Source organism: Epilithonimonas sp. KH_059 (genome assembly GCF_057838485.1).
In genome coordinates, this window is record NZ_CM174468.1 from 1,924,132 (window position 1) to 1,936,206 (window position 12,075).

Below are 12,075 nucleotides of genomic sequence, written 5' to 3' on the forward strand. Positions count from 1 at the left end.
AAAATTCACTTAATTTGTAATGCGATAAATAACATTAAAACTATGATAATTCAACCAAGAACAAGAGGGTTTATTTGTCTGACTGCGCATCCAGAGGGAGCTTTGGAAACGCTTAAGAATCAGATTAAGTACGTGAAGTCGAAGGGTAAAATTGATGGGGGACCCAAAAAAGTTTTGGTCATTGGGGCTTCCACTGGATTTGGAATTGCCTCACGCGTAACGGCCGCATTCGGCTCAGATGCAGCGACCATTGGTGTGTTCTTTGAAAAACCTGCCTCCGAAGGAAAGTTAGGAACAGCAGGTTGGTACAATACAGCCGCCTTTGAACACGAAGCGAAAAAGGCAGGTCTTTACGCCAAGAGTATTAACGGCGATGCCTTTTCCGATGAAATCAAAAAACAAACCATTGATCTGATTAAGGAGGATTTAGGGCAGGTCGATTTGGTGGTCTATAGTCTAGCCTCTCCAAGACGTACCCATCCCAAGTCAGGAGTAAGTTACTCCTCCGTACTTAAGCCCATCGGAGCTCCTTTCACCAATAAAACGGTTGATTTTCATACGGGAGTCGTCACCGATATTACCATTGCACCCGTGGAAGACCCAGTAGACATTGACAATACAGTTGCGGTCATGGGAGGAGAAGATTGGAAATTCTGGATGGAAGATTTAAAAGCGGCAGGCGTTTTGGCCCCAGGGGTGAAAACGGTTGCTTATTCTTATATAGGTCCTGAACTTACGTATCCAATTTACCGCAACGGAACCATTGGACAAGCGAAAAACGATTTAGAAGCAAGCGTTGAGGATCTTAACGAACTTTTGAAGGATCTTAACGGTAGTTCTTATGTTTCTGTGAACAAAGCGTTAGTTACGCAGTCTAGTTCTGCAATTCCTGTGGTGCCACTTTACATTTCATTGCTCTTCAAAGCGATGAAGGAGAAAGGGGTACATGAGGGAACCATTGAGCAAATTCAAAGGTTATTTGCCGAAAGACTTTATACAAAGGACGGCGTGGTGCCTTTAGATCCTGAGGGCCGCATTCGAATCGATGATTTAGAAATGGCAAGTGATATCCAAGAAGAGGTCGCAAAACGTTGGGCAGAGGTTAGCACCGAAAACCTAAGTGAGATTAGCGACATTGAAGGATACCGAACTGATTTTTTCAACTTGTTTGGCTTTGAAGTGCCCGGCATAGATTACGAGCAAGACACGAACGAAAATGTTCCGATTCCAAGCATATCGGAAGCTTAAAATAACCCAAAAACTTCTCCCTAGCGGAGAAGTTTTTTCTTAAGGCAAAACTTATGAGATACAGATTTTTATGGACTTTTCTTTTGGTGGCGAATCTAGCGTGGGCGCAAGAACTAGAAGTCATGACGTATAACATTCGGCTTTCGACAGAGGCAGATGAAGAAAATGCATGGTCAAAACGTGCAGCCGAGCTTGTGGATCTATTGAATTATTATGAGCCGGACATTCTAGGCGTGCAAGAAGCTTTGCCTGAACAAATGGATTACATCCAAAAAGGCCTCCCTTCCTATGGCTATGTGGGTGTGGGTCGTGACGATGGAAAGAGAAAAGGAGAATTTTCAGCCCTCTTTTACGATGCCTCCAAATTTAAGCTTTTGCAAAGCGGTACGTTTTGGCTGTCGCCCACACCAAAGGTTCCCTCCAAAGGATGGGATGCGGCGTATCCAAGAATTTGTTCCTACGGACTCTTTACATCTAAAGAGCACGGCAAGTCGTTTTGGGCCTTTAATGTCCATTTTGATCATGTCGGAAATACCGCTCGTGAGGAATCGGCAAAATTGATTCTTGAAAAAATACGTCAACTAAATACGAAGGGATATCCTGTGGTTTTAACCGGCGATTTTAATCTGGAAAGTGATACGGCTCCCATTGCACTACTTTCAAAAGAACTCAGCGATTCTTTCGTTCACACTGAGAAAAAGCCGTACGGTCCGAAAGGAACCTTTACAGGTTTTGAGACAAAGGAGCCTGCAAAAGTGAGAATCGATTATATCTTCTCGCGAGGATTTAAAACTTTAAACTACCGAGTGATTGAGGATCGAAGAGAAAATTTCTTATATCCCTCCGACCATTTTCCAGTGGTAAGCACACTTCATTTTTCAGGAAAATAAATCCATTAAAAAACGCTCGAAATTACTCGAGCGTTTTTTGTTAGTAAGCAAGTTGTATTACTGTTCGGTTGGTCGAAAGATAAGACCACTTTCTTCAAAATAATCGAGCGTGATTCTCTCCCCGTCCTGAATGGTGCCTGCAAGGAGTTCTTTGGAAAGTCGATTTAAGACTTCTTGCTGCAATACTCGTTTTAGGGGTCTTGCACCAAACGCAGGATCGTACCCTTTGTTTAAGATATAATCCACTGCATCCTCCGTAGCCGTAAGGTAAATACCTTTTCGCTCCAAAATTTCATTCAGCCCTCTAAGTTGGTACTGAACAATTTTTCCAATTTCTTTTCGGTTTAGCGGTTGGAAAAGAACGATCTCGTCAATCCGGTTCAAGAATTCAGGCCTTAGTGTTTGTTTTAAAAGGCTAAAGACTTCGTCTTTGGTTTTCTCAAGCACTTGCTCATGGTTTTGTTCCTCTAGGATGGCAAAGTTTTCTTGAATGAGTGGCGAACCTAAATTCGAAGTCATGATGATAATCGCGTTTTTAAAGTTGACCACCCTTCCTTTGTTGTCGGTAAGTCTTCCATCATCAAGTACTTGCAAAAGGGTATTAAAGACGTCAGGGTGCGCTTTTTCAATCTCGTCAAGCAGTACGACGGAGTAGGGTCTTCTTCTCACAGCCTCTGTGAGCTGACCGCCTTCGTCGTAGCCCACGTAGCCTGGAGGCGCTCCCACGAGTCTTGACACCGAATGGCGCTCTTGGTACTCACTCATGTCAATTCTTGTCAAGTTGCTTTCGTCATCAAAGAGTAATTCGGCCAACGCTTTGGCTAATTCGGTTTTCCCCACTCCGGTAGAACCTAAGAAAAGAAAACTTCCAATCGGTCTTTTTTCATCGTTAAGTCCTGCTCTGTTTCTACGGATGGCATCCGCAACGGCCTCAATGGCTTCGTGTTGTCCTACGACACGCTTGTGCAGTTCGTCTTCTAGGTGCAAAAGTTTTTCTCGTTCGCTTTGCACTAGTTTGGTTATAGGAATGCCAGTCCACTTGGAAATCACCTCGGAGATGTTTTCGGCCGTCACTTCCTCTTTAATGAGTTCGTTTTGGTGGTTTTGCATTTCCAGCTCCAAGGTTTTAAGGTCCTCTTCTTTTTCTCGCAATTGACCGTATTGGATCTCCGCGACTTTTCCGTAGTCTCCAACCCGGGCCGCACGTTCGGCTTCTAATTTCAGGGATTCAATTTCTTTCTTGATACCTGTGAGATCTTCAGATTTTTGTTTTTCTGCCAGCCATTTTGCATTGATTTCGTTACGCTCATCGCTTAACTTAGCAATGTCCTCTTTCAAGTGTTGAATTTGGATCTCATTGCTCTCTCTCGAAATGGCGGCTAGTTCAATTTCCATTTGCATTAGTTTTCTGTCTAAGACATCTAACTGCTCAGGTTTTGAATTGATTTCCATTCGCAGCTTCGCAGAAGCTTCATCAATTAAATCGATGGCCTTGTCCGGCAGAAATCGATCCGAAATATAGCGCTGAGATTGTTCGACGGCGGCAATAATCGCTTCGTCTTTAATTCGAACCTTGTGATGGGCTTCGTATTTGTCTTTAATCCCTCTCAAAATGGAGATCGCCGACTCGGTGTCCGGTTCTTGAACAATAACTTTTTGAAACCTCCTCTCTAATGCTTTGTCTTTTTCAAAGTGCTTTTGGTACTCGTTTAGGGTGGTGGCTCCCACAGCTCTTAATTCCCCTCTTGCCAGTGCAGGCTTTAGTATATTGGCGGCGTCCATAGCGCCTTCGCCGCCCCCTGCGCCAACAAGTGTGTGAATCTCATCGATAAACAGAATGATCTGTCCCTCAGACTTAGTGACTTCGTTAACCACGTTTTTGAGCCTTTCTTCAAATTCTCCTTTGTATTTTGCACCCGCGATTAACGCGCCCATATCCAGAGAGAATAGGGTTTTGTCCATCAAGTTTTCGGGCACATCGCCGTTGATGATTCGGTGGGCAATCCCTTCGGCAATGGCTGTTTTACCCACGCCGGGTTCCCCAATTAGAATCGGGTTGTTTTTGGTTCTTCGCGAAAGAATTTGAAGCACTCGTCTTATTTCTTCGTCTCGTCCAATGACGGGATCTAGTTTGCCTTCGCTGGCAAGCTGGTTCAAATTTTTCGCATATTTGCTTAGGCTTTGGTAGGAGTCTTCCGCACTTGCGGAATTGGCCGTGGTGCCTTTTCTTAATTCTTTGATGGCACCTTCGAGAAGAGATTTTCGAACGCCCATGTCTTTTAGAAGAGTAGAGACGCTTGAATTGACCTCCAAAAGGGCTAACCATAAATGCTCAAGGGTTGCAAATTCGTCTCCCATTTTTTTGGCAAGGTTGGCCGCCTCCATTAAGATTTTTGTCGTGGTATTAGAAAGGTATTGACTGCCTCCTTCTACTTTCGCAATCGATTCTAAACTTTCTCTATTTCTTTGCTTCAGAAGAGTTAATTCCACTTCTGATTTTTTCAAAAGAAAAGAAGAAATGGAGTCCTCGATTTGCAAAATGCCCTCAAGCAAATGCTGAGGCTCTATACTTTGGTGTCCAAATTCCATCGCGATCTGCTGCGCCTTTTGAATCGCTTCTTGGGATTTGACGGTAAATTGGTTTAAATTCATTTGGTATTGGTGTTGTTTGCAAACACTCCATCAAAAAGCGTTCAAATTAAAGAATGTGGTCATTTTTACCGTATTTTAAAATTGATTTGCAAGATTTCAGGCCATTTTTACCGAAAATTTACTTGCAATTCTTTTGCGAGTGGTTACAAGATTTTTTTTTAAATTAGCCAAAACCACAATATGAAATTAACCCGCAAGCAGCGTGAGATTCTCTCCACTGCCACCACCCTGTTTTGCCAAAATGGGTATGTAGAAACCTCCATGCGAGATTTAGCTCTGCACCATGAAATCAAAGCGGCCTCTCTTTACTCGCATTTTAAGTCTAAGGTGGATATCTTAACCCATATTTGCGATGAAATGTACGAGGTTATGGTGGAAGGGGAACTACTTATAAAGAACTTTGAAGGATCCGATATCGATCGGTTTAAAAATTATGTGCGTCGCCATCTTGAGGTGGTGACCACGAATTTTGAATCGTTTCAAGTGTATAAGAAATACCGCCATTTGGTCGATCCTCAGCAGTTCGATAAATACAATCAAATGGAACTTAAGTACCACCAGATGATTTTAGGAATTATGGATCGAGCATTTCCTCTGCTCAAGCAAAAAGCATTTCTAGGACCCAAAGGATCGCTTAAGATTTTGGCCAATTTTTTAAATAGCATTCCACATTACATGGATGCAGAGAATCCGCAGCTCGAGCTCGTGATTGAAGACATTCAGAGTCGATTGACCGTCTGTTTTCTATGGCCGTCGCTTGAGGAAGCGGGAGCAAAGTAGAAATCTTTATATCGTATAAAAAGCTGAGTGTAAGGCGGTTGTTTTGAAACGGGCAGATTAGGTTTTTTTTTTATATTTGTTTAGTTTCCCAAAGGAACTGAATTTACCTATTATGCATCATTTTCATTCTCTAAAAGTGACCCAAGTGTCACGGCAGGCAAACGACTGCATTCACCTATCGCTTGAAGTGCCAAGTTCACTTGCGCCTCTTTATCGATTCAAACAAGGTCAGTACCTGACCCTTCGAATTTTTCAAGACGGGGAGGATCTTCGTCGATCCTATTCGATTGTCAATGCACCGTCTGAAAACAACTCGGAGCTCGAAGTTCTAATCAAACATTTAGATGAGGGGAGAGTCTCTGGGTATTTGAATACGCAGCTAAAAGTAGGGGACTTTTTGGATGTTATGCCTCCTTTAGGGCATTTTTACACCCATTATCATCCTAGCAACCAGAAGTATTATATAGGGATTGCTGCGGGAAGTGGAATCTCTCCGGTGCTTTCCAATTTGAAAGAAGCCCTTTATCAAGAGCCTGAATCGCATGCATTCCTGTTTTTTAGCAACAGAAGCTATGATCATATTTTATTTAAAGAACAACTTGAGCAACTAGAAAAGCAGTTTGAAGGTCGACTAAAAGTAGTTTATCTTTTGTCCCGAGACCGTCACCTGGAGGGCGAATTGTTCGAGGGTCGAATCACTTCCCCAAAATTAGAAGCGCTACTCGAGAAATACACGGAGATTCCAATTTCTGAGAGTACCTACTTCCTTTGTGGACCTAGTGAAATGATCAAAGACATTTCTTCCTATTTAAAAACGGAGAAGAAAGTCCCTTCCTTGCAAGTGCTTTATGAATACTATACACCTCCTGACGAAGAAGGGAGTTCCGAGATGAGTGAGGAATTCAAAGCTATTGCTAATATTGAGAGTATGGTCACCGTTATTATAGATGACGATGAGTACTCCTTTCATCTTAATTCAAAGAAAAACAGTATCTTAGACCAGGCTTTAAAAGATCAACTGCCCGTGCCGTTCGCGTGCAAAGGGGGCGTTTGTTGCACTTGCAAAGCCCAGGTATTGGAAGGGGAAGTCTTTATGGAAAAGAATTTCGCCCTTACCGAACAAGAGGTGGAAAACGGGTTTGTTTTGACCTGTCAAGCGCATCCCGTCACAAACGTTGTGATGTTAAATTACGACGTTTAGTAAGTTTAACGATAAAAGAAGTCTAATCATGAGCGAGTGGAAATTTGCATCCCTAATCGAAGTGGATAAAGAATACAAAGTCGAGGGTTTGAATATTTGGAACCATTATTGGCATTGCACCGATAGAAAAATTGAAGTTTGGGGTCCTACCGAAGGGCAGCCTTACTTTTTTAATGAATACGAGATACGAGGAGATTACAAAACCATCACCTTTGTCGTGGGCGAGTTTGTCGACGGCAAATTGGGTTTGTACGTGAAGGACGATTGGAGTATCGCGTAATAAAAAGAAACGAAGATGGATTTAGAACGATTTGTACAGTATGTACAGGAAGAAAATAAAGTGGAACCCAAGGATGTAATGCCGGAAGATTATCGCAAATTACTCGTGCGGCAAATTTCACAACATGCGCATTCGGAAGTGGTGGGCATGCTGCCAGAGGCCAATTGGATATCCCGGGCGCCTAGCTTACGACGAAAGATGGCACTTTTGGCCAAAATTCAAGACGAGGCAGGTCATGGACTTTATCTTTATGCCGCAAGCGAGACCCTAAACGATGGCTCCCTTCGAGCAGACCGGGATTCTACTTATTTAGACATGCTTAGTGGCAAAGCAAAATACTCGAGTATTTTTAACTATCCGACCTTAAGTTGGGCGGACATAGGTGCCATTGGTTGGCTGGTGGATGGTGCAGCCATCATGAATCAAGTCATGCTGATGGGGAATTCCTATGGACCCTACGCAAGAGCCATGGTCAGGATTTGTAAGGAGGAATCCTTTCACCAAAGACAAGGCTATGAAATCTTAATGACCCTTTGCCGAGGAACCAAGGAGCAAAAGCAAATGGCCCAAGAGGCGCTGAATCGCTTTTGGTGGCCCGCGCTCATGATGTTTGGTCCAAACGATAAGGATTCTACAAATTCACAAAAATCAATGAATTACCGCGTGAAACGCGAAAGCAACGATGATTTAAGACAGCGTTTTGTCGATGTCACAGTGCCTCAGGCTGAATTCTTAGGTCTCGTGATTCCGGATCCGTCCCTTTCCCTAAACGAAGAAACGGGGCATTATGAATTTTCGGAATTGCCTTGGGATGAATTTACCGAAGTCTTAATGGGCAATGGACCGTGCAACAAAAAGCGCCTAGAAACCAAACAAAAAGCATGGAATGAAAATGCTTGGCTGCGAGAAGCCGCGAGCGAGTTTTCAAAAAAGCAGAACAGCAAGTAATATCAATAAAGAAAAAAAGTTTACGATGAGTCAGTTAGATGTATGGGAAGTGTTTATTCAAACCAAGCCCGGTCTTTCACATAAACACGCCGGCACTGTACAAGCAGCAAGCGTGGAAATGGCATTGCAGAATGCGCGCGATGTATATACAAGAAGAAAAGAAGGGACTTCCCTATGGGTGGTTCCAAGTAAATATGTTTTTACCAGTGAAGGCGTCGACAAAGAATCCTTTTTCGATCCTGCAGATGATAAATTATACCGTCATCCGACCTTTTATCAAATCCCGAACGACGTAAAAAACATGTAATTACGTAAGAAGGAAGGGGGCTAATCCTTCGAATTCTTACGCTAAATGAAAACAATGAAGAACTATTTATTAAAGCTTGCAGACGATACCCTTATCATGGGACAAAGACTCGCCGAATGGTGTGGGAAGGGTCCCTATTTGGAAGAGGACATTGCCCTTACCAATATTGCCCTTGACTACTTAGGGCAAAGCAATCATCTTTACTCGTACGCTTCGGAACTCAGTGGAAACGGAAAGACTCCGGATGACCTTGCTTTTTTGAGATATGAAAACCAGTATCTAAACGCTCAGTTCGTAGAGCTTCCCAATGGAGACTACGCTCAAACGATTTTGAAAGTTTATTTTTTCGCTCTGTATCAGAAAGAACTCTATACGGCTCTTTTGTCAAGTGAAGACGCTAGCTTAGCTGGAATCGCTGAGAAATCTCTGAAAGAAGTCCGCTACCATTATACTCACGCCCGGATGTGGCTCGAGATTATGCAACAGGGAACCTCAGAAAGTAAGGAACGATTGACTCAGGCGCTAGAGAATCTCTGGGAATATACGGGAGGACTATTTGATGAGACGCAAGGGGAACGAAATCTTGCTGAATTGAACTTAGCGGCCGATAGCCACAAATTGAAATCCAATTGGTCACTTGCACTTGCTAAGGATTTCGGTGCATTGGGACTGGAGGTTCCAGAGAATGAATTTATGCAAAAAGGAAGTCGGAAAGGGGTCCATACGGAGCATTTCGGCTATATCTTATGTGAACTCCAATACATGCAAAGAGCCTATCCGGGTTGTGAATGGTAATCCTCTTAAAATGAAGTTTGAATCCATGGAGATGACGCCTAAGCATATTACGACTCTACTTGAGGAAATTCCCGATCCAGAAATTCCAGTAATTAGTATTGTCGATTTGGGAATCGTTCGTCGCGTTTCAATTTCCTCAGACACGCACGTAGAAATAGAGATTACCCCTACCTATTCCGCCTGTCCTGCTATGTTTACCATTAAGGAGGATATCGAGGCTTTGTTTAAGAGTCATGGGATCTTAGCGGAGGTGAAAAATGTAATCTCTCCTGCATGGACTACGGATTGGATTAGCGATCGAGGACGAGAAAAATTATTAGAATATGGAATTCTTCCACCTGAAAAAGGAGCCAAATTATCCCATTTGCATACGAGTAAACCTTGTCCTAGGTGCTCTTCAAAAAATACCGAGCAACTCAGTCGATATGGATCGACCTTGTGCAAAGCAACCTATCAATGTTTAGATTGCTTAGAGCCATTTGATTATTTTAAATGCCATTAGCGAGACTTTGTATAGGATAAGATTCCTTTAAGTTGAGCTACAAATATTAAATTTCATTACTATGACATTTTCACAAATTAGAACCGAGACTCATTTTGACGGGAAGCTTTTGCTTTTGGTCTTGGACCAGCCGCAGAGCTATAACAGTCTTACCATGCAAATGCTTCAAGAGCTTAAGCATGCGGTCCAAGAAGCCAGCAAAAGCGATCGGGTTCGTTGCATTGCCATCAAGGGAGAGGGAAAAGCATTTTGTGCTGGGCAAAACTTAAAAGAAGCATTAAGTTTTGGTGACATAAAAAACGAAAGAAGCGTTCAGCGCTTTATAATTGAATATTACAATCCACTTGTGAAAGAAATCGCGCAGTGCAAAAAGCCGATTGTGGCCTTGGTGCACGGTGCTGCCGTAGGGGCAGGGGCTAGTTTGTCTATTCTTTGTGATTTTTCACTTTCTAGCAAAGCGGCCTATTTTTCCTTTGCTTTTGTGAAGATCGGGCTCATACCCGATACAGCAGCCACCTATTATTTGCCCAAACTCGTAGGTCCACAGATGGCTAGTTATTTAGCCTTTACAGGTAAGAAAATAGATGCAGATCACGCACTAAGCTTAGGACTCACTCAAGAAGTTTTTGAAGAGGACGAGTTTGAAATAAAATCCATGGAAATTTTAGAGTCCCTTTGCAATCTTCCCACCAAAGCCATTGGGCTGACAAAAAAGGCATTCCATGAATCCTTTGAGAATAAATTAAAAGAACAATTAGACGTGGAGGGCATTTTGCAACAAGTCGCGGCCGAGTCCGAGGATTTTAGTGAAGGCGTCCACGCATTTATAAACAAAAGAGAACCTGATTTTAAAGGAAGGTAAAAGGTAAGAATGAGGAAATTTGAAAAAGTGGGCGTCGTGGGCGCAGGGGCCATGGGAATTGGAATTGTACAAGTAGCTCTTGCCGCAGGGAGTGAAGTTCTTTTGTACGACACGAGCTCCGAACAAATGAAAAAATCCATAGAAGGCTTGGATCGCCAACTAGGCCGTATGCTCGAAAAAGGAAAGCTCGAAGAAGAAAGTAAAAAGCAAATGCTCCAAAGACTTCAGCAAGTATCTGAATTGTCTGAATTAAAATCTTGTGACCTAGTCATCGAAGCAATTGTGGAGAATGCGCAGATCAAAAAAGAAGTTTTTAAAGTACTGGAACGTGAGGTAGATTCCACCTGCATACTCGCAAGCAATACCTCCTCAATTTCCATTACCTCTTTAAGTTCGGATTTGCAATATCCGGAGCGGTTTGTAGGGATCCATTTTTTCAACCCTGCTCCATTAATGCCACTCGTGGAAATTATACCGGGTTTAGTAACCGAGCCCACCCTAGCGGATGAGCTCGTAGAGACTTTAAGAAGTTGGGGGAAAGAGCCTGTGGTTGCAAAAGATCTTCCGGGTTTCATTGTGAACCGAATTGCAAGACCTTTTTACGGAGAGGCCCTTCGCCTTGTGGAGGAAAATCTCGCAACGCCAGAGGAAATCGACTTTGTTATGAAGTCCAAAGGAGGGTTTCGCATGGGACCTTTTGAACTGATGGATTTAATCGGGATCGATGTGAATTTTGCGGTGACGCAAAGTGTTTATCAGGATTTTTTTTACGATCCAAAATACAAGCCCTCACTCTTGCAACAGCGCATGAGTGAAGCCAAGCGCTTAGGACGCAAAACAGGAAGAGGCTTTTATTCGTATCCAAGAGAAGAAGCTTCAGCGGCCATATGTCTTGAGGATTCGAAGGCAGAGGCTATTTTTCTTCGCATTTTGTCCATGCTCGTTAATGAAGCCCTTGAAGCCAAGCGTCTTCAAGTCGCAAGCGATGAAGATTTGGAATTGGCCATGCTTCGCGGCGTGAACTATCCCAAAGGACTGCTCGCTTGGGGAAAAGAAATTGGGTATCAAACTTTGCACGAAACTCTTAATCAATTGTACATTCGGTATCAAGAAGAGCGTTACCGTTCGAGCCCCTTGTTTCAAGATCTTGCAAAATTACACTAACACTTCCTTATATTTTTCACTATGTCAAGTTCATTAGAAAATGCCACGAAAATGCTCGCTCAAGATTTCTTTTCCCAATGGTTGGGGATTGAACTCCTTGAAGTGCGAGATCATTATTGCCTACTTGAAATGCCCATTCGAAGCGAGATGATTAATGGACTTCGTACCGTGCATGGAGGCGTGACTTTTTCTCTTGCTGACAGTGCCCTAGCGCTTTCGTCGAACAATTTGGACGAGGCAAGCGTTGCGCTTAGTTGCCACATTAATTTCACGAAGCAAGTAAAGCTAGGCGATGTTCTTCGAGCAGAAAGTAGGCAAATTCACGATACAAGAAAGACGGGGATCTATGAAATTGAAGTGAAAAACCAAAACCAAGTACTCGTGGCGAGTTTTCGGGGAACCGTGTATAAAATTGGAAAGAAAGTTTCAGAATTATAAGAAGAGAA

At 43.0% G+C, this 12,075-nt stretch carries 13 protein-coding genes; 12 read left to right on the forward strand and 1 reads right to left on the reverse strand.

Annotated elements, in window-relative coordinates; all coding sequences use genetic code 11:
- Positions 1–42 precede the first annotated feature (42 nt).
- Positions 43–1,248 carry an enoyl-ACP reductase FabV gene (fabV, locus tag AC3IRX_RS09085; protein ID WP_489209860.1) on the forward strand — a complete coding sequence of 402 codons (1,206 nt, stop codon included), beginning with the start codon at positions 43–45 and terminating at the stop codon, positions 1,246–1,248.
- Positions 1,249–1,301: 53 nt separating this feature from the next.
- Complete coding sequence (locus AC3IRX_RS09090; RefSeq protein WP_489209862.1) at positions 1,302–2,138, forward strand: endonuclease/exonuclease/phosphatase family protein; 837 nt, start codon at positions 1,302–1,304, stop codon at positions 2,136–2,138.
- Between the two features lie 57 nt (positions 2,139–2,195).
- Here AC3IRX_RS09090 and clpB read toward each other — a convergent pair whose 3' ends face one another.
- On the reverse strand, positions 2,196–4,790 hold the full coding sequence (gene clpB, locus AC3IRX_RS09095; protein ID WP_489209864.1) for an ATP-dependent chaperone ClpB: 2,595 nt from the start codon (positions 4,788–4,790) through the stop codon (positions 2,196–2,198).
- 180 nt (positions 4,791–4,970) lie between these two features.
- On the opposite strand from clpB, the gene AC3IRX_RS09100 reads away from it, so the two are divergent.
- The 10 genes from AC3IRX_RS09100 to AC3IRX_RS09145 all read left to right on the forward strand — a co-directional run bounded on the left by AC3IRX_RS09100 (position 4,971) and on the right by AC3IRX_RS09145 (position 12,067).
- Positions 4,971–5,570: a TetR/AcrR family transcriptional regulator gene (locus AC3IRX_RS09100; protein ID WP_489209866.1), complete on the forward strand. Its 600-nt coding sequence runs from the start codon at positions 4,971–4,973 to the stop codon at positions 5,568–5,570.
- Positions 5,571–5,682: 112 nt separating this feature from the next.
- Positions 5,683–6,771 carry a 2Fe-2S iron-sulfur cluster-binding protein gene (locus AC3IRX_RS09105; RefSeq protein ID WP_489209867.1) on the forward strand — a complete coding sequence of 363 codons (1,089 nt, stop codon included), beginning with the start codon at positions 5,683–5,685 and terminating at the stop codon, positions 6,769–6,771.
- A gap of 28 nt (positions 6,772–6,799) precedes the next feature.
- Positions 6,800–7,051, forward strand: coding sequence for a hypothetical protein (locus AC3IRX_RS09110; protein WP_459084646.1), 252 nt, complete (start codon positions 6,800–6,802; stop codon positions 7,049–7,051).
- Positions 7,052–7,066: 15 nt separating this feature from the next.
- The gene (gene paaA / locus AC3IRX_RS09115; protein WP_489209869.1) at positions 7,067–7,999 is read left to right on the forward strand and encodes a 1,2-phenylacetyl-CoA epoxidase subunit PaaA; all 933 of its coding nucleotides are present in this window, start codon (positions 7,067–7,069) and stop codon (positions 7,997–7,999) included.
- 25 nt (positions 8,000–8,024) lie between these two features.
- Positions 8,025–8,306, forward strand: a complete 282-nt coding sequence (gene paaB / locus AC3IRX_RS09120) for a 1,2-phenylacetyl-CoA epoxidase subunit PaaB (protein WP_459084644.1) — start codon at positions 8,025–8,027, stop codon at positions 8,304–8,306.
- Between the two features lie 54 nt (positions 8,307–8,360).
- Positions 8,361–9,101: a 1,2-phenylacetyl-CoA epoxidase subunit PaaC gene (paaC, locus tag AC3IRX_RS09125; protein ID WP_489209871.1), complete on the forward strand. Its 741-nt coding sequence runs from the start codon at positions 8,361–8,363 to the stop codon at positions 9,099–9,101.
- Positions 9,102–9,111: 10 nt separating this feature from the next.
- The gene (gene paaD, locus AC3IRX_RS09130; RefSeq protein WP_489209873.1) at positions 9,112–9,603 is read left to right on the forward strand and encodes a 1,2-phenylacetyl-CoA epoxidase subunit PaaD; all 492 of its coding nucleotides are present in this window, start codon (positions 9,112–9,114) and stop codon (positions 9,601–9,603) included.
- 61 nt (positions 9,604–9,664) lie between these two features.
- On the forward strand, positions 9,665–10,465 hold the full coding sequence (locus tag AC3IRX_RS09135; RefSeq protein WP_489209875.1) for an enoyl-CoA hydratase/isomerase family protein: 801 nt from the start codon (positions 9,665–9,667) through the stop codon (positions 10,463–10,465).
- A gap of 9 nt (positions 10,466–10,474) precedes the next feature.
- Complete coding sequence (locus tag AC3IRX_RS09140; RefSeq protein WP_489209876.1) at positions 10,475–11,629, forward strand: 3-hydroxyacyl-CoA dehydrogenase NAD-binding domain-containing protein; 1,155 nt, start codon at positions 10,475–10,477, stop codon at positions 11,627–11,629.
- 21 nt (positions 11,630–11,650) lie between these two features.
- The gene (locus tag AC3IRX_RS09145; RefSeq protein ID WP_489209878.1) at positions 11,651–12,067 is read left to right on the forward strand and encodes a PaaI family thioesterase; all 417 of its coding nucleotides are present in this window, start codon (positions 11,651–11,653) and stop codon (positions 12,065–12,067) included.
- Positions 12,068–12,075 lie beyond the last annotated feature (8 nt).